This is a genomic window from Methylophaga sp. UBA4204, assembly GCF_002379485.1.
Classification (GTDB): domain Bacteria; phylum Pseudomonadota; class Gammaproteobacteria; order Nitrosococcales; family Methylophagaceae; genus Methylophaga.
The window spans coordinates 1-18,418 of record NZ_DFTU01000043.1 but is presented as its reverse complement, the minus strand read 5'-3'; the positions used below and the strand labels follow the sequence as shown (position 1 = coordinate 18,418).

The following is an 18,418-nucleotide window of genomic DNA, read 5'->3' as shown; positions in this document are numbered from 1 at the left end:
TTACCAGTAGCGGGCATGACCTGCATCAACCCCATTGCGCCAGCATGTGAGCGCGCTCTGGAATTAAAAGCACTTTCCTGCCGGGCAATGGCAAGTAACCACGAAGCATCTACTCCTACATCAGCACTGGCCTGCCGCATTTCAGTGTCGTAAAGCACCGGAAAACGTAAATCCAATGCATCCCAGTAGCGTGCAGTGCCTAACAAGGCAATGGTTTGATTGTGCCAGCCCCACTTATGGGTTTCCGTGGCAACAATCTGTAGTTCCCGTGGAGTCAATGTTTGTTGCAGAAAATAGGCTTCACGTCGGGCATCAAGTAACTCATCCTGCAGATAGAACTCACGCATGCGTTGTACGCTGTCCATGGAGAGAATCGACTCGCTGTATTGGGGCTCAGCGACAATAGGATGGTGATTCATTGCATAGTCAGCATCAACTTTATCTGCTGCCAGAAAGGCATAAAAATCACGCTCATCCACCAATGTGCGCCATATTGCTTCGGCTTCAGTGCGTTGGCCCTGTTCTGCCAGACTTCTGGCAAGCCAATATTGCCAGCGTGTTTCCTGACGTGTTTGTTCATCCAGGCTGGCGATAGCTTTTTGTACTTCAGGCCAGTTTTGTTGCCATAAGGCTGCACGAACACGCCATGGATGATTTGGGGTATCACCATAATAATAAAGTGCTTTATCGTCACGATCCAACGCGGCCCAAAGTCCAATGCTGCCCTGAACATCATGGCGTTCATCAGTAGAAAACTGATAACTGTTTTCCAGACGTGTCCAGTGATAGTGGGCTTTAGCCGGATCATTTCTGGCTAAACGTTTCAGGCCATAAACAATAATTTCCCTGGCCATATCAACATCCTGTGCCAGAGAGACTCCCTGAGCAGGTGCCTGGGCCGGTAACTGAGACAGCAAGCTGACAGGGTTTGTATGAATATCTTCCCAGCGTTTTGTCCAGGCCTGGGCGGTTGCACTCTGTTTTACCGTTTTGGCAAGATAGTTAGCCAGAGCAAATTGCTGGTTGCGTAATGCCAGTAGCAGCCGTTGCCAGCGTAATTCATCCGTTAACCAACCACGCTGTTCTGCATGATGAAAAACGGCATCACATGCCTTGTCCTGCGAGGCGGCAACCAACCAGAGTTTTTCGAATGCTTCAGCAGCGGCCTGTTGTTGATTGGTAGCGATTAATGCCCGGGCATAATGACATTCACGTGCTGCCGACTGAGGCGCTTGATAAAACTCCAGATACTGATGCCATTGTTTATTGTCTGCCAGTTTGTCCAGCCAGGCGCCGCGCAGGCGCGCCTTGAAAAAGCTGTCTTCACGAGTTTGCAGAAAGCGTTTGATGGTTGCTGCTTCGGTATCGTTTATACGATGTTGCAGATATAAATAGTCCAGATATTCCTGCAACGGATAACCTTCCAGTTGATCCTGGAGTTGACGAAACTGAGTCAGCTGATGTGTTTGCAGCGCTTTTTTGGCTTGCTGATAAAGCTTGCGCTGTTGATTGATGTCAGATGCTGCAGTCACTGCCTGAATAGGCAAAAAAACGGCAAGCATCAGCAATATTGCAATGCGAATTTGATTTTTCATGCCGGTATCTTAAAGCAAATTGTCAGAGATTGTATTACCCGACAAGCTGTTTTGCAGATGAGTTTCAATATTGTCTAGTTTTGGAATAAAAGCGACATTGGATCCGATCTTAATCTGGCAGTGAAGCCAGTCCGAATCGACAATATCATGCGTGGGTTGCAGAGCAGTTTCATTAATGGTGATAAGTTGAGGCGCGCCACAGCAGGCAACTGCATAATGTTTGATTTTAGCGTCGCTGTTGATGCCGTTGATCACACATAGTTTATTGATTTGGCGGTTGTTTTGTTGGCCACTTCCAATCAGCGTTTCCAAATCAATCACTTCTAATGGCAGATCACGCCAGAAAAACTGGCCGATACACCAGGATGAGTTGATATCACTATCAGTCAGACGCGGCAGCGGAATAACTTCGGCAATCGTTGGGTTCGGTAACAATAAATAATGCTGCCGTAATGGAATCAACATGCAATGAATAAAATCTTTTTCTTTCTGCATAATTGCCTTTTGTGAGTTTTTCTCAACGCTTTTCGTTAGGATATTTATAGGCGAGTTGTTGTTTCATCGAAATAATCAACTCATCATCCTGATAGGGCTTACCAAGGTAGGCATTCACTCCAATGCTCATCGCGCGTTGACGGTGTTTATCCCCGGTACGAGAAGTGATCATAATGATTGGCAAGTGTTTGAATTGCGAATCGTTACGAATAATCGAGGCGAATTCAAAGCCATCCATTCGAGGCATTTCCACATCGAGCAACACGATATCGGGTGTTTGTTCGTATAATCGAGCCAGTGCATCAACACCGTCTTTCGCTGTCACCACGTCAAAGCCAAGACGGGTTAACAGGCCTTCCGTTGCCTTACGCATGGTAATTGAATCATCCACAATCATTGCCAGTGGATTACGATTTTCTTCGATTTGCTTAAAGCTCTCACTGGCCTGCTGCAGGTTAGTTGTACCGGAGGGGGCCTGGTAATCCTCGATTAGTGTTGGAATGTCCAGGATAAAAATAACCCGACCGTCCCCCAGGATAGTTGCGCCGTTGATCGCACTGATTTGTCCGAGCTGCTGTCCGACTGATTTGATAACGATTTCCCGATTGCTATCAATACTGTCAATGGCCAGGGCAATTTTGATATCACCGCTACGGAATAACAGTAACGGCATTTGGTGCGACAGATTTTCCAGCAGGTTTAAAGGCTGACCAAGCAGGTTTCCGAGTGGAATAAAGTCATAATTTTCGCCATGGAAAGTATAGGTAGGCTTCTGCTGAGCCATCAATTCGCCAATACGCTGTATGCTGATACGCTCACCGGCGTTGACAGCTGATAGCGGCACAGCAAACTGCTGTTGATTAACCGAAATCAACAATGCCTGCATAACCGACAAAGTTAATGGCAGCCGCAGGTGAAACTGAGTGCCTTTACCAGGTTGTGAACTGATTGATAAACGACCTTTCAGTGCCCGGATTTCGTTACTGACAACATCCATACCGACGCCACGACCGGCTAATTGAGAGATAGTGTCGGCAGTACTGAACCCCGATGTCAGAATCAACTGGATCAGTGTCTGTTCATTAGGAATGTTATTTGGATCAATCAGGTTTTGTGCGATAGCGCGCTGTTTGATTTTTTCAATATTCAGCCCCTGACCATCATCAGCTATGGTGATGACGACCTCCGAGCCTTCACGTTGCATGTCGATCTGTAACCGACCCGATTGCTGTTTTCCTTGTTGTGAACGTTCGTCGGCAGTTTCCAGCCCATGAGCGATAGCATTGCGAAGAATATGTTCTATCGGTGCCACCAGCCGATCCAGGATAGTACGGTCCAGTTCCAAATCTGCGCCACTGACCAGTAATTGGGACTGTTTATTTAATTCACTATTGGTTTGACGGACTATCCGTTCCAGACGCGGCACTATCGAATTAAATGGCAGCAGGCGGGTATGCATCAAGCCCTGCTGTAAATCAGTATTCAGCCGGGATTGCTGCAGTAGCAAAATATCGGTTTCACGCATCAGGTTACCCATTGAACGACTGATATTATTCAAGTCGTTAACGGTTTCGGTCAGGCTGCGTGATAACTGCTGGATAGTCGAAAACCGATCCAGTTCCAATGGATCAAATTCAGTGTTGGTATCCTGAACAGTGTCTTCATAGCGATACAGGATCTGGGTTTCGGTTTCTATTTCCAGTTTGCGTAATTGCTCTTGTAAGCGGGAAACGGTTTCTTCCATTTCCTCAAGCTGCTGATGCATGACACCATGCTGCTGGGTTACCTGATCGCGGGTGATGCTGACTTCACCGGCAAAATTGCTCAAATAATCCAACAGGTCTGCTCGTACCCTGATTTTTTCCGAGCTTTGTGAGCTGCTGGATTTAGCGGTATCAGCTGGAGCCTTATTAAAGCTGCTGGTTTCGGCGGGAAGTTGCTCAACAGTCGAAGCTGATTGCGGCAACGTATCTCTATTATCAATATCTGCCGGTACATATCCGGAATACTGTTGAATTTCCTGCAGTAAATCAATGGCTGCAGGAATGTCAGACCGGTTCGCCAGCTGTTCCTGCATTTCGGTCAGCCGATCCTGGCAGCGTTGCAGCAAACTGAAAAAACCATCGTCCGGCGTTTCCTGCTGGTCGGTAACGGACAGCACCAATGTTTCAATTTGATGAGTTAAATCCGCCATAGCCATGGTTGCAGTCAGTCTTGCACCACCTTTTAGGGTGTGCAAATCACGTTGCAACTGCATAGGGCCTGCTGGATTTTCCGGCTCAGATTGCCATTGTTTAATAGCACGATCAGTTGATACTAATAATTCAGCAGCCTCTTCGGTAAACGCTTCCAGAATTTCCGGATCGACCTCAACCGTGGAAACACTGTCAAAAGCTGTCAAAGTGGCACGAATCTGTTCACGGAAGAGGGTGAAATCGGCTGGTGTCTTATGCTGTATCAGCGCCTCAATCTGATCATTAACAATTTCTAACGCTTCATCAAGCAGGGCTTTTAAATTCTCGCTTCGGCTTTGAGGATGCGAGATAAGGCGTTGCATTAACTGATAAAGGGCTGCCAGTTGAGGCAGTACGCTATTTTCGGCATTTTCTGCGAGCGTATTTAATGTCTGTTGTAACGCTAGGGGAGGCTCGCTATCCGTTTGCTGCCATGCAGCAAGTTGCTGGCTGTACTCATTAAGGAGGGCATCAGTCTCTTCAAGGAAGCTGACCAACTGTTCCGGGTCCAGTCGCGCAGTGTGACTTTGTTCTGACTTTTGCGGACAAAGTTCAAAAATTCGCCGATCCAGCAAGCGAATATCCGGCTCATCTTCCCCTGTTTTTACAGCCTGCAACAACTGACTCAATTCCATGACGATGTCATTCAATTCGCTGATTGATTCTTCAGTGAACGTTTGTTGCTGGTGGTAAAGATTACGGAAAGTCTGGTCGAGCTGGGTGGCAATGATGGCGACGGGTTTGACACCGGCAATATTGGCACAGCCTTTGAGAGAATGCGCTGCACTGAGCATGGATTTATTAATGACTTTGCCGACTTGTAAAACAGCTGTTTCAGCAAATAGGTTTTGCAGGTGCTGTTCTGCTTCCTGATAGAAAATGTCTCGTAAAGCTTTGTCTTCGTCCTCTTCATCTGCACTATCCAACACACTTTCCTGTTCAGTGAGTTGTTTGGCCAGTATGGTTAATGCTGCTGCAGATTCAGTGAAATCAGATTGTGCCTGGGTGAATAAATGTAAACAGTCGCTAACTTCCGGAACGGCTTCCATGACTAACGCCATGATTTCATCCGAAACAGGTAAAGCATCTTCTAAAATCTGATTTAATAAATGTTCTACTGCTTGTGCCATATCGGCAATGGTAGTTGCACCAGCCATCCGCCCGCTGCCTTTTAGGGTATGAAAATGACGGCGGATGGTTGGCAGATCGCCATTTTCCGGAGTTTCACTCCAAATAGGCAGTAGTTGCTGCAAATCGTCTAAAACTTCATTGGCCTCTTCAACAAAAACTTCAGCGATTTCAGGATTAATATGCTCTTCAAATTGCCAATTCCCGGAGATATAGTTATTGCTACTTTCGGAGGAGTCGGCAGCTTCAGCAGAAAAAGATGTTGGTTCTTCAAAAGCAATTGATTTGGTGGCCTCGGATTCTTCCTGATCAAAGTGGATGTCCGTTAACTGATAATCCTCTAACTCCAATGGTTCATCTGCAGGGACATCCTCGCTGAGGTCTACAACAGACGGCTTGAAATCTTCGAACTGCAAAGTTTCAGTATCAGTTTCCCTGTCGTCAAGCGCTTTGATATATAAATCGACAGAACTCAATTTCAGAGGTTCAGCTTTTTCAGCGGGGGCTTCACTGGAATTTTCAGCAGAAAAATTAATCTCAGGCAGCTCTAACGCTTCAACTTGTTCTTCTGAGTAGCTGATGTCATGCGCTGCAAAAGATTCCTGATCCGGTGGAGCGATGCTGAGCTGAGAGGCGTCAATATCTGCTGTGTTATCTTCGAGCGCTTTGATATACAAATCAACCGAGCTTAACTTCTCATTTTCAGCACTAACATCATCCTCACTGGACTTATCGGCAGAAAAATTAATCTCGGATAGCTGCAATTCATCAGTTTGTTTAATGCTTTGCCCAAAATTTTGCAACGTCCTAAGAGCTGTTTGCAGAATATTTTCATCGGCCTGACCGGTTCGGTGCAGATTTTCCAGATAGATTTCTGCCGACGCTAATATTTCGGCCATATCCTGTTGAGCTTTGGGAGTATTAATCGATAAAGCATCATCCTTGAACTTAGTTGCCAATGATGAAAACAGCTGTGATGCTTTACCGATATCCAGGACATCGAGACTGCCGGCCAGCATGTTTAGGCTATTTGCCAGGTTTTGCTGAGTTGTTTCATCATTGTCCGCCTGATGATTTGATTGAAGAATCAACAGTTCTTTAACACTGGCCAACTCATTAAGGCACTCGGTTAATACGGTTTTTTGTAACTGACGATGAATCGCGTCTGTGGCATCGGTTTTTCTGAGTAAGGCTTCGATTTGCAATAAGTCATCAGCCAGACTGGTCAGTTGATCGTGATAGGACTTATCAGTCGCCAGGCATTTCTGCAGTGCTGTATGTTGTTTATGTAAAAAATCACTTTGCGTCTGATGTTGTAAAAGTGTCAGCGTATCCGCCATGCTCAGTAGTTGCAGACTAATATCGTTTACAGCCTCATCGGCCTGGTCTTCGGCCGTATCAAACTGACTGATACGCTCTTTCAGTTCTTCAAGTTGCTCGAGCAGAGCATTTTGCGCTTCCTGTAATGCTGCGTCACTGTGACCAATTAATTGTGAAGCCTGATCGTAGAATGTCAGCCCAAAATGCGCTTTTACTCCGGTAACTAAAGGGCCATAGCTGCTTGAGCGGGCAACCAGTAACAGTAACTGTTTCAGCAGGGTTTCAGGATAACCGGCCAGTAATGAATTCTCATCACCTTCACAGACCAGTCGAATTGGCGAAGCCATTTTGCCAATAAGTTGTTTGGCGCTGGAATCATCGCGGATGCCTCGGTGTGCAAGACCTTCGAGCAGAGCCTCAGCGACCCACCAGAACAGCGCGGTTTTTTCCTGCAAACATTGCAGCCGTAAATGTCGCAGAATACCCCGCATCTTACGCAGACTTTTATCGTCCTGTTCGCGCATCCAGGTCAACAGCAAGTGTTGAAATACGTGTGCTATTTTATGTCTTTCCAGCTCTAGCGGGGGAGCCGTGTGAGCCGGGTTAGGGGCAATACTGTCCGGAAGGCTGATGGATAAATCCGGGGCAAACACATCGGTTTCAGCAATAGCGGGTTTATCTCTCAATAGTCTTAATTCATTTATTGAGTCCAGCAGACACAAAGCATTGTCTGGAAACTTCTCATTCACTTTCTGTAAATACGTCGGCAACAGAATCAAGCCACGGGTTAACGTTTCCAATGCTGAATTTTGTTTATCATCCGGGAATGAACGCATATAACCCGCAATGGACTGCATTTCAGCCGCAAGCATCTGTGCGCCGTCCAGATTGAGCATTTCCAGCGTACCGTTCACCTGATAAAGATGCTCTACACAACGGCTCAGCGATTCTGACTGTTGCGGATCATCAATATAGGTCTGAACCGATTGTAATGACGCAGCGAGAGACTTCTGCAATTCATCCTGCAGCCATGTCAGAGCATTGTAGTTGCCTCTGGATTGGGTCATAGTCGCTTCTCCACCAGCTCAGGCTGCATCAGGGTAATTTGAAACCAGAGACTGACTTACGCAGTTCATTTGTCAGTTCAAGCAGTCTGCCGATCGCCGCCGCACTCTCATTGGTACCGGTTGACGTCTGCATGGTGATTTCCTGAATCACACTCATATTTTCTGAAGTCCCAATCGCTGCTGTAGCCTGTTGTTTTGCATTGCTGGAAATATTGTTAATCAGTTCGGCTAATTGCTGAGAAACGGTTTCAATTTGTTCCAGCGAGGCACCGGCATCCTGCGACAGGCGTGCTCCGGAAACCACTTCAGCGGTACTTTGTTCCATGGAACTGATGGCTTCACTGGTGTCACTTTGAATGGTACGTACCAGCGCATCAATCTGGCGAGTGGCACTGCCTGAACGTTCCGCCAGTCGCTGAACCTCATCGGCAACTACCGCAAAACCACGACCGGCTTCACCGGCCATAGCGGCCTGAATCGCCGCATTCAAGGACAGAATATTGGTTTGTTCTGCGATGTCATTGATTAGTTCAACGATTTCACCGATTTGCTGCGAACTTTCACCCAGACGTTTCATCCGCTTGGATGTTTCCTGAATCTGTTCGCGAATGGTGTCCATTCCATGAATAGCCTTTTTCACCGCACCATTACCTTGTACGGCAAGACTTACCGATTGTTTCGCAACTTCAGAAGACTGTGTGGCGTTTTCAGACACCAGTTCGATAGAAGCTGCCATTTGGGTAATGGCCGAGCTGACTTCGGAAATCTGTTGCGCCTGATGTTCACTGGCATCGGTAAGATGTAAGGCCGTAGCCTGGGTTTCCTGTGCTGCAGAAGCAACCTGTAAGGTAGTTGAGTTGATTTGGGCCACCAGGCTGCGTAATGCATCGATAGTGTAGTTCACGGAATCGGCTATCGCACCGGTAATGTCTTCCGTGACGGTCGCGGTGACGGTCAGATCACCATCGGCCAGATCGCCCATTTCATCCAGTAGGCGCAAAATCGCATCCTGGTTATGGCGGTTCTGTAACTCCATTTCATCCATGGATTGTTTGATTTTACGCAATGGTTGATACGCCACCATCAACGCGAATATCACCGCCAAAATGACGCTTAGACCACTGACTGCAGCTGTTACCAGTGGATCGGGATAAACCAGAACATATTGTCCGGACACCAATAACCAGATACCGGCGAGCGTCAAGCCACTGAAAAGAATTATCAAGATAAGGTAAAACAGATTTTTGCCGCTGAGCAGCGAAGAAAAAAACAGTTTACTGGTGGCGTTCATAGGGCATGTCCTGAAATAAAATCGTTAAGCGGCTGCATTCAAAAATTTTGGGTCTTCAGCCAGTTTAAGCAGGCTGAATACGTGCCAATAGGTTTCTTGCTGGTAAAGTCGACCCTGCAGATACGGTTTAAGATGTAAGTGCTGTCTTGCATCTGCCGGTTCAGGTTGGCGTTGGAAATGTTTTAGACCGAAAACCTCATCCACTATCAATCCAGTGAAAAACTCAGGGTGGTTCAAAACAATAACGCGTTTGCGTTTATCCGGTGGGCTAGAGCTACCATGCAAAAACAGGTTCAAATCGATTAGCGGTAAAAGATCGCCACGCAGGCTGGTTATGCCAACGACCCAGGGCTGTGATTTAGGAACAGGGGTAATCTGTAGTGGTAGCGGGAAAACTTCTCGGGACTGGCTGAGGGGAATAAGCAGATGTAAATTTTCCAGACGGAAGCCGATGGCTGTCCAGGCGCCCTCCATATTATCCTGCTGCGATAAGCCCGCCATACGCTGTTGACTGCGTCGCTCAATATCCTTAAGGGTGGCAATGATATCTGCCGGGTTGTCCATCGTGGTCATGCTGAGATTTCCACTAATTCGTTAATCTGTACTATCAGGTCATTCTCGGCGACGGGTTTGCCAAGATAGCCCCGGGCGCCTTGTCGCATGCCCCACATACGATCAGTTTCCTGATGTTTGGAGGACACAATAACAATTGGAATATGCGATGTGGCGGCGTCTTTCGTTAATCTGCGAGTCGCCTGGAAACCATTTAAACCGGGCATAACCACATCCATCAAAATTAATTGAGGCATTTGAGATTGCGCCATTGCAACTGCCTGCTCACCATCTGTGGCCACAATCACTTCATGACCATTTTTTTCCAACATTTTCTGTAACACATACACTTCAGTTGGCGAGTCATCGGCTATTAAGATTAAAGCCATATAAACCTAAGCGTCCTTGTTTTTGTCGAACAAATGCGTCCGTATCGCATCCAGTAAATCATCGCGGGTAAAAGGTTTTGTCAGATACTGTTCTGCGCCAACAACCCGCCCCTTTGCGCGGTCAAACAATCCATCCTTGCTGGATAGCATTACCACCGGAATATCGCGGTATTTAGGATTGTTTTTCACTAAGGCACAGGTTTGATAGCCATCCAGACGCGGCATCATGATATCGATAAAGATGATATCGGGATGCTGCCCACTGATTATAGGCAACGCCTCAAAACCATTGTCCGCGGTAAGAACCTCACAACCTGCTTTCTGCAGCAGGGATTCGGCACTGCGGCGAATCGTTTTGCTGTCATCGATGACCATCACCTTAAGGCCTGAAAATTCTGATAAAGTCTCACTCACGGTCATTTGTACCTACAGCCTGAAACATTCGATTAAAATCAGCCTTGAAGATAACCCATTTTTGATCGTCAGGCTAGTGACTACTTTCGATGTTAAGGTCTGTTATTCCCTCATTTATAAACGCATGGCAGAGTATGTATGACTTGAAATATCCGATCTGTGTCCCATATCACAGTAACTAGGCTCTGTTAATCTTTCATTGACACCACTGTCGGCGATGAGAGATAAACAGACTCTAACCCCGTCATCCTCATTTTTATTGATTCAGAGAGTTCATCATGACATCAGCCGTACCGCACCTTACTACTGCCCTGAACGGGCCTTTACTGGAACTGGAAGCGCATTTACTGGAGCGGCAGGCCGATGTCGAGTGCTGGTTGCGAGAGCAATGGCTAAAAACGCCGGCGCCTTTTTATGCTTCGGTAGATTTGCGAAACTCTGGTTTTAAACTGGCGCCCGTTGATACCAATTTATTTCCTGCAGGCTTTAATAACCTGAATCCTTCTTTTATGCCGCTATGTGTGCAGGCTGCACAGGCAGCTGTTGAAAGACTTTGTCCCAAAGCCCGGCGGGTATTGATTATTGCGGAAAACCACACACGAAATCTTTTTTATCTTGAAAGTGTAGAAACCTTAAGGGATATTTTCGAAAAAGCCGGTCTGGAAGCACGTATTGCCAGTTTGCGCGATGATATTAAGGAACCGATAACGGTTGAGCTTCCTTCGGGCAAAATCTGTGAAATTTCACCATTAGAGCGTCAGGGTAATCGAGTTGCCATTGGCGATTTCTCTCCCTGTCTGGTGTTAATGAATAATGATATGTCAGGCGGGCAACCAGCGATTCTGGAAAATCTGGAACAGGAGCTGGCACCACCATTGAAAGCCGGCTGGTCAACCCGTAAAAAGTCAGATCATTTTACCCACTATGCGATGGTGGCCCATGCATTTGCTGAACAGATTGGCATTGATCCATGGCTGGTTTCACCACTGAGTCTGCAATGTGGTGAAGTCAATTTCATGGAACGTAATGGCATGGAATGTCTGGCACGTAACGTCAATACACTGCTAACCGCTATACAGAACAAATACGATCAATACGGCATAGACCGAGAGCCGTTTGTGGTTCTTAAGGCCGATTCAGGTACCTATGGAATGGGCATTATGATGGTGAAAAGTGCAGACGAATTATTGAACCTGAACCGTAAACAGCGTACCAAGATGTCCTCAGCCAAAGAGGGGCTGGTGGTGGATAACGTGTTGATTCAGGAAGGAGTCTATACTTTCGAAACGCTGGGAGAGGATGAAGCGGTTGCTGAGCCGGTAATTTATATGATGGATCACTTTGTTATCGGCGGATTTTATCGTGTGCACACCGGGCGAGGCGTGGATGAGAACCTCAATGCTCCAGGTATGCATTTCGAACCGTTGGCGTTTGCCCAATCCTGTATTACACCGGATAAATTTGATAAACCTGATGCAGAACCTAATCGCTTTTATGCTTACGGTGTGATTGCCCGGCTGGCCCTGCTCGCCGCTGCAAGAGAACTGGCATAGGCGTTATGCCAATGCCAGTTTAGTCTCAGGAGTTATGTTCGCTTAAATAGGCGATAGTCATAGTCTGGTTATGCAACAGGCTGTGACTATCATCTTCTCCGGAGCAGATTTCGCCATTAGAGTAAAAACCGGTAATGCCAGTTTGCATCCCCAGCAGACGCTGCACCGCATAGACTTCATCTGAAACCTGATCTTCCATCACCAGTTTGCGTCCAACACAACTGACACAGATGGCTAATGCCTTATCGTTAATATCCACTTTCTTCAATAAAATCTGTCTCGCGGCCTCACTGGCACCAGCAACCAGTTGATCGTGATCAGATTTGAGAAAACGGACGGTTGAGCCTTCAGCAATGTTGCCGGCAAAAGTCATGCTGTTGTCTTTTTCGTTAATCGACAGCAATGTTCGAATCACATTGACGTTTTTATCATCCATGATGGCAAACGGAAAATTCAGACCCGAAGAGGGCAATTCGCTGGCGTAGTAGCCGATATACATTTTGTAAAGTGGCAAGGCGGGTTTATTGTCCATTTCATAAACCACATTTTTGATGGCTTTGGTAATGCGTCGAGGTGGCCCATAAGGTTTCCAGCCTCCCAGTGCACCACTGGTTACAATGGCATCTTTACCGTATATGCCGACGGCAATCACAATGCGATCCTTGATTTGATCATTATTCAGTAACAGGGTCTTGGTAAATTTTGCATCGTCGCCAGCCAGTCCGCCGGTAATAGGGGTATTAGGGAGTACTTCCTGCAGACCTTCCACCAGTTCCGAGCCGTTTACGTTCAGACCGTCACTGAGGACAAACACGCCTTTCAAATCTGGCGCGACTAATTCGTTAGCTATCTGCGCACCTAATGCATGTGATTGCTCCATGCTGTTCACCGGTTTACAGATAAAGCGTAGCTCGCTTTTCTGCCATTGCATGGCTGTGATGTGCACGCTGTCATCGAACACGCCGTCACCGGTAATTTCACCGGAGGTGGTGCAGCCGATAATCTGGGCTTTGGGATAGCGTTTCTGTAATTGACTGGCGAAGTTACGTTCGCTAAAACGGTTAACCGAGCCGAAGACCAGGACCCAGTTTGCATCACTCAACGACGATGTTGAGGAGAGTTTGTTCAAACCGGTTTTGGTAGGTAAATGTTCCTGTACAAACTTCATTTTAGTAGGCCCAACATCCTGAATTTTAAATGAATCATTAGCATCCTTGTTATGCGTGTTCAAAAAACATCAGCCGATACTACATCAGATTGTCGAATACTGGGAGTAGCTTAATCCAAAATGTGAACTGATTTGCACAAATCTGGCACATAAAAAAGCCCTGAGCACCTATCCTGCGTCAGGGCTTTCGAGTTCATTGTAAAAAGCTTAACCAGCCAATTTTTGTTTGAGGATCTCGTTGACCTGAGCGGGATTGGCTTTGCCTTTTGAGGCTTTCATCACCTGTCCTACAAAAAAGCCGAATAACTGCTCTTTACCGTCACGATATTGCTGTAACTGTTCCGGATTAGCAGCAATCACTTCATCAATCATCGCTTCGATGGCACCAATATCGGTGACCTGCTTCAGACCTTTGGATTCGATGACCGCATCGGCGTCAGCGCCTTCCCCATTCCAGATGGCTTCAAATACTTGTTTGGCAATTTTGCCAGAGATGGTGTTGTCCTGAATACGTAATAAAACGCTGCCAAGCTGTTCAGCAGATACTGGAGATTCGGTGACTTCCAGACCAGCTTTATTCAGCGCGCCGGACAGAGTACCGGTTACCCAGTTGGCGCATTGTTTAGGATCTTTATTTCCTGTCGCCGCCAGCACCGCTTCAAAATAATCGGCCAGTTCACGACTGCTGGTCAGCACGCTGGCGTCATATTTGGATAAGCCCATTTCACTGATCAGACGATCACGTTTTTCATTTGGCAATTCGGGCAACGTAGCACGGACCTGTTCCAGCAGTCCTTCATCAAGTACCACAGGTAATAAGTCCGGATCTGGGAAGTAACGGTAGTCGTTAGCTTCTTCTTTGCTGCGCATGGAGCGGGTTTCATTTTTATCGGCGTCATACAGACGGGTTTCCTGAACGACTGTACCACCAGATTCGATCACATCAATCTGCCGCTCAATTTCGATATTGATAGCGCGCTCAACATTGCGGAATGAATTAATGTTTTTCAGTTCAGCGCGGGTGCCGAATTTTTCCTGACCTTTGGGGCGAATGGATACGTTGGCATCACAACGGAAAGAACCTTCCTGCATATTGCCGTCACAGATTTCCAGATAACGCACCAGAGAATGAATTTTTCTCATATAGGCCACAGCTTCTTTAGCGCTGCGCATATCCGGCTCGGAAACAATTTCCAGTAATGGTGTACCAGCACGATTCAAATCGATACCGGTCTGATCATGAAAATCCTCGTGCAGGGACTTACCGGCATCTTCTTCAAGGTGGGCGCGGGTAATGCCGACAATTTTCTCGCTGCCGTCTTCCATTTCAATGCTGATTTGACCTTTGCCAACGATTGGCAATTCAAACTGGCTGATTTGGTAGCCTTTAGGTAAATCAGGATAAAAATAGTTTTTGCGGGCAAAAACTGAGCGGTCAGCAATTTCAGCATCAACGGCAAGGCCGAATTTAACGGCCATGCGCACTGCTTCTTTGTTTAATACCGGCAATACACCCGGTAAACCCAGATCAACGGCACACGCCTGAGTGTTTGGCGCCGCGCCGTAAGCAGTCGCTGCTCCGGAGAAAATTTTTGATTTGGTTGCAAGCTGGGCGTGGATCTCTAACCCGATAACAACTTCCCATTCCATAATTGACGGCCTGAATTTAAGTGATTAAAACCCCGAATTGTAGCAATTATTCACGCAGACTGAGGATTTTCCAGTCACGTTGTCGCGCAACTTCGGCCAGTTTGTCGTCAGGATCCACGGCGATTGGTGTATCGACCTGCTCCAGCAACGGCAGATCATTATGCGAATCGCTATAAAAATAACTTCCTGCAAGATCCTGCTGATGTTCATCCAACCAATGTTGCAGACGTTCTACCTTACCGTGCTGGAATGACGGTACGCCGAAAACTTTTCCGGTATAGCGTCCATCCAGCATTTCAGGATCAGTCGCAATCAGATTGTCGATTTTCAATAGTTCTGCAATAGGTGTCGTTAAAAAACTATTGGTTGCGGTGATGATTAACAACGTATCGCCTTGCTGGCGGTGTTGTTCAATCAACTCAAGGCCTTTTGGCAGAATAATCGGCAGGATTTTCTGTTGCAGATAATCTGCACGCCATGCCAACAGATCTTTCATGCTGTTTTTAGCCAGAGGCTCAAACACAAATTGCAGGAAAGCATTTATATCGAGTTGCCCCGACTGATAGTCGTTATAAAAGGCCAGATTGGTGTCGTGATAACTCTGCGGATCCACTATGGCATTTTCCGCCAAATAGCGCCCCCACAAATAATCACTGTCACCGCCGAGTAAGGTATTGTCTAAATCAAATATTGCTAAAGCCATTGTAACTGGTCATGTCCCGATAAAATGAGCGCCTATTGTAAGACAAAATGCGTTGCATCCTCATGTCTCATTCACTAATCTAAACCTATTAAATAAATTATTGTGCCGGCGGCCATTGCTTACCGTTGCCCCGGTGAGAGATTGAACCGTGATAGACAAAGATGGCTTCAGAGCCAATGTGGGGATAATCCTCTGCAATGATCTCAACCAGGTGTTGTGGGCGCAACGTGCTCAGCATGACTCATGGCAGTTTCCCCAGGGCGGCATAAAAATCAACGAGACACCGGAACAGGCTGCTTTCCGTGAACTTACGGAAGAGATTGGTCTGGGCCGTGAGCATGTTGAGTTGATTGCAACCACGCGGGGCTGGCTGCGTTATCGGCTACCGAAGCGTTATCTGCGCTACGGTAACAAGCCTTTATGTATCGGACAGAAGCAACGCTGGTTTCTGATGCGCTTTACTGGTGATGAAACCGATGTGCGGCTGGATCTGCATGAAAAACCAGAGTTTGATGACTGGCGCTGGGTAGATTACTGGACTCCGGTTGAGGAAATTGTGTTTTTTAAACGCCGAGTATATGAAAAAGCCCTGCATGAATTCGCGCCGCTGTTATTTCCAGAGTATCGCAAACGCGCCGGCAACCGCGATTGATCATCTGGCTAAACCAGTTGTTTACGAAAGACACTGGAATTCCGCTGATAGTTATACAGAGCCTGTTTTTGCATCGGTAAATCACTGATTGCAGACGGCTGAAAGCCATGCTCGATAAACCAGTGTGCTGTTTGTGTGGTGAGTACATACAACGTGTCCCAGCCGGCGGCTTTGGCTTGTTTTTCCAGAATATTTAATAACTGTTTGCCGCGACCCTGATGGCGGTAATCAGATGATATTGCCATACAGGCCAGTTCAGCCGCATTGTTTTCCGGGTAGGGGTATAACGCCGCACAGGCAACGACAGTGCCGTCGCGCTCCATCACGGTGAAATGATCAATTTCCCGTTCCAGCAATTCCCGTGAGCGTTTGACTAATACACCGCTTTGTTCAAGCGGTTGCATAAGCTCCAGAATACCGCCAACGTCATCAATATTTGCCTGACGGGTTGTTTCAAAAGACGTCGCACTGATCAATGTGCCAACCCCGTCCCGGCTGAACAATTCCTGCAACAAAGCCCCATCAACAGAACGATCCAGTAAATGGACCCTGCTGACACCAGCTTTACAGGCGGTAACGGCAGCATTAAGCGAGGGATGCTCATAATCCCTGGCTTGTTGGATGGTTATTTCGCGCGGTAAATTTTCATTACTCTGACCAATAAAAATAAGTTTGTCAGCCTGTAACCGGGTAGCCACTGCGGTTGCGATTGATTCCGCTGATAAGTTAAAGATCTCACCGGTTAATGAATATCCCAAAGGCGGCAGCAATACCAGATTGCCACTGGTCAATTGCTGTTGAATACCTTCGGCATCAATTCTTCTGACTTCACCGGTATGTCCCAGATCAATCCCATCAATAATGCCAGCAGGTCTTGCGGTAACCAGATTTCCACTGACACAGCGAATCCGTGAATCAGCCATTGGGGTATGTGGCAGACCAAAAGAAAGTTTTGATTCAATGGCAATACGCAAGTCACCCACTACGGCCCGGGCAATTTGCAAGCTGGCATCATCAGTAATTCTTAAGCCTTGATGATATTTCACTGCTACACCAAGCTTTTCACATTTCGCTTCAATTTGTGGGCGGGCACCGAATACCAAAACCAGTCGGATATCCAGACTATTGAGAATGGCCAGATCATGAATCAGATGATCAAAATTATCGGCTGCGACCGTTTCGCCATCAAAAGCGATAACAAAAGTCGCGCCACTGTGGGCATGAATATAGGGCGCAGCCGCTCTGAACCACGAGGTTGTGGTCGCGAAATGGGCGTCAGCAGGTTGTTGTGATGATGAATTCATAGTGTCTTTTTATCGTAGTCTCACCACGCTTGCCAAGTTGCGTGTAAAATCTCGTGGTTAAACTGATGTAGTTCCGCTGTGGCAGAGCGTCCGTCAGTCTCAATTTCAGTTGGAGAGTATTAATGCCTGAATATCGTTCAAAAACTTCTACTGCTGGCCGTAATATGGCGGGCGCCCGTGCTTTATGGCGAGCTACGGGCATGAAGGATGATGATTTCAGCAAGCCTATTATAGCGATTGCGAACTCATTCACACAGTTTGTTCCGGGTCATGTGCATCTGAAAGATCTGGGGCAGTTAGTCGCGCGTGAAATCGAACGGGTCGGCGGTGTTGCGAAAGAATTCAACACCATTGCGGTCGATGACGGTATCGCCATGGGGCATAGTGGCATGCTTTACAGTCTGCCCTCGCGTGAAATAATCGCCGACTCTGTTGAATATATGGTTAACGCGCATTGTGCTGATGCGCTGGTGTGTATCTCCAACTGCGACAAGATTACTCCCGGCATGCTGATGGCAGCATTACGCTTGAACATTCCGGTAGTGTTTGTTTCCGGTGGCCCGATGGAAGCCGGTAAAACCAAATTGGCCGGGCAGGATGTCAAGCTTGATCTGGTCGATGCCATGGTGCAGGCGGCAGATGACAATGTCAGTGATGAAGATGTTGCTCAGGTAGAACGCAGTGCATGTCCAACCTGTGGTTCGTGCTCGGGTATGTTTACAGCCAACTCAATGAACTGTCTGACAGAAGCGCTTGGTTTGTCCTTGCCGGGAAACGGTTCCTTACTGGCGACACATGCGGATCGCCGCGAACTGTTTCTGGAAGCAGGTCGTCGTATCGTCGATCTGGCAAAACGTTATTACGAAAATGATGAAGAAGATGTCTTACCTCGTGCCATCGCCA

Annotated in this window: 14 protein-coding genes; 3 read left to right on the top strand and 11 right to left on the bottom strand. The window is 47.1% G+C overall.

What is annotated here, in order from left to right:
• From B3182_RS06080 to pilG, 7 genes are all read right to left on the bottom strand, one after another.
• Positions 1-1,595: transglycosylase SLT domain-containing protein (locus B3182_RS06080; RefSeq protein WP_292751970.1), on the bottom strand; the 1,595-nt coding region annotated here is incomplete at its 3' end.
• A 9-nt stretch (positions 1,596-1,604) separates the two neighbouring features.
• Positions 1,605-2,090, bottom strand: coding sequence for a chemotaxis protein CheW (locus B3182_RS06075; protein ID WP_292358214.1), 486 nt, complete (start codon positions 2,088-2,090; stop codon positions 1,605-1,607).
• Between the two features lie 22 nt (positions 2,091-2,112).
• Positions 2,113-7,839: an Hpt domain-containing protein gene (locus B3182_RS06070; protein WP_292358212.1), complete on the bottom strand. Its 5,727-nt coding sequence runs from the start codon at positions 7,837-7,839 to the stop codon at positions 2,113-2,115.
• Positions 7,840-7,867: 28 nt separating this feature from the next.
• Positions 7,868-9,130: a methyl-accepting chemotaxis protein gene (locus B3182_RS06065; protein ID WP_292358210.1), complete on the bottom strand. Its 1,263-nt coding sequence runs from the start codon at positions 9,128-9,130 to the stop codon at positions 7,868-7,870.
• 24 nt (positions 9,131-9,154) lie between these two features.
• On the bottom strand, positions 9,155-9,703 hold the full coding sequence (locus B3182_RS06060) for a chemotaxis protein CheW (protein ID WP_292358208.1): 549 nt from the start codon (positions 9,701-9,703) through the stop codon (positions 9,155-9,157).
• A complete protein-coding gene (pilH, locus tag B3182_RS06055; protein WP_292358206.1) occupies positions 9,700-10,071 on the bottom strand; it encodes a twitching motility response regulator PilH in 372 nt (123 codons plus the stop codon). The genes B3182_RS06060 and pilH overlap by 4 nt, the downstream gene beginning before the upstream one ends.
• A 6-nt stretch (positions 10,072-10,077) precedes the next feature.
• Positions 10,078-10,485 carry a twitching motility response regulator PilG gene (gene pilG / locus B3182_RS06050; protein WP_292358204.1) on the bottom strand — a complete coding sequence of 136 codons (408 nt, stop codon included), beginning with the start codon at positions 10,483-10,485 and terminating at the stop codon, positions 10,078-10,080.
• Between the two features lie 278 nt (positions 10,486-10,763).
• Here pilG and gshA point away from each other — a divergent pair, with 278 nt between their 5' ends.
• On the top strand, positions 10,764-12,038 hold the full coding sequence (gene gshA / locus B3182_RS06045) for a glutamate--cysteine ligase (RefSeq protein WP_292358202.1): 1,275 nt from the start codon (positions 10,764-10,766) through the stop codon (positions 12,036-12,038).
• Positions 12,039-12,063: 25 nt separating this feature from the next.
• On the opposite strand, the gene B3182_RS06040 is transcribed toward gshA, so the two are convergent.
• From B3182_RS06040 to B3182_RS06030, 3 genes are all read right to left on the bottom strand, one after another.
• Positions 12,064-13,206 (bottom strand): FIST signal transduction protein, encoded by a 1,143-nt coding sequence (locus tag B3182_RS06040; protein ID WP_292358201.1) that lies wholly within the window; start codon positions 13,204-13,206, stop codon positions 12,064-12,066.
• Positions 13,207-13,413: 207 nt separating this feature from the next.
• A complete protein-coding gene (gatB, locus tag B3182_RS06035) occupies positions 13,414-14,856 on the bottom strand; it encodes an Asp-tRNA(Asn)/Glu-tRNA(Gln) amidotransferase subunit GatB (RefSeq protein ID WP_292358199.1) in 1,443 nt (480 codons plus the stop codon).
• A gap of 46 nt (positions 14,857-14,902) precedes the next feature.
• The gene (locus tag B3182_RS06030; RefSeq protein WP_292358197.1) at positions 14,903-15,559 is read right to left on the bottom strand and encodes an HAD family hydrolase; all 657 of its coding nucleotides are present in this window, start codon (positions 15,557-15,559) and stop codon (positions 14,903-14,905) included.
• A gap of 148 nt (positions 15,560-15,707) precedes the next feature.
• Between B3182_RS06030 and B3182_RS06025 the strand changes: the two genes are divergently transcribed.
• Entirely contained in the window at positions 15,708-16,211 is a 504-nt protein-coding gene (locus B3182_RS06025; protein WP_292358195.1) for an RNA pyrophosphohydrolase, read from the top strand.
• An 8-nt stretch (positions 16,212-16,219) separates the two neighbouring features.
• Here B3182_RS06025 and argA read toward each other — a convergent pair whose 3' ends face one another.
• A complete protein-coding gene (gene argA / locus B3182_RS06020) occupies positions 16,220-17,515 on the bottom strand; it encodes an amino-acid N-acetyltransferase (RefSeq protein ID WP_292358193.1) in 1,296 nt (431 codons plus the stop codon).
• 122 nt (positions 17,516-17,637) lie between these two features.
• Here argA and B3182_RS06015 point away from each other — a divergent pair.
• The coding region (locus tag B3182_RS06015) for a dihydroxy-acid dehydratase (RefSeq protein WP_292751967.1) at positions 17,638-18,418 on the top strand (781 nt) is incomplete at its 3' end.

Excerpts from the sequence above, each read along its gene's own strand:
- B3182_RS06075 (WP_292358214.1), bottom strand. The coding sequence starts at position 2,090 with ATGCAGAAAGAAAAAGATTTTATTCATTGCATGTTGATTCCATTACGG.
- B3182_RS06070 (WP_292358212.1), bottom strand. The coding sequence starts at position 7,839 with ATGACCCAATCCAGAGGCAACTACAATGCTCTGACATGGCTGCAGGAT.
- B3182_RS06065 (WP_292358210.1), bottom strand. The coding sequence starts at position 9,130 with ATGAACGCCACCAGTAAACTGTTTTTTTCTTCGCTGCTCAGCGGCAAA.
- B3182_RS06060 (WP_292358208.1), bottom strand. The coding sequence starts at position 9,703 with ATGACCACGATGGACAACCCGGCAGATATCATTGCCACCCTTAAGGAT.
- pilH (WP_292358206.1), bottom strand. The coding sequence starts at position 10,071 with ATGGCTTTAATCTTAATAGCCGATGACTCGCCAACTGAAGTGTATGTG.
- gshA (WP_292358202.1), top strand. The coding sequence starts at position 10,764 with ATGACATCAGCCGTACCGCACCTTACTACTGCCCTGAACGGGCCTTTA.
- B3182_RS06040 (WP_292358201.1), bottom strand. The coding sequence starts at position 13,206 with ATGAAGTTTGTACAGGAACATTTACCTACCAAAACCGGTTTGAACAAA.
- gatB (WP_292358199.1), bottom strand. The coding sequence starts at position 14,856 with ATGGAATGGGAAGTTGTTATCGGGTTAGAGATCCACGCCCAGCTTGCA.
- B3182_RS06030 (WP_292358197.1), bottom strand. The coding sequence starts at position 15,559 with ATGGCTTTAGCAATATTTGATTTAGACAATACCTTACTCGGCGGTGAC.
- argA (WP_292358193.1), bottom strand. The coding sequence starts at position 17,515 with ATGAATTCATCATCACAACAACCTGCTGACGCCCATTTCGCGACCACA.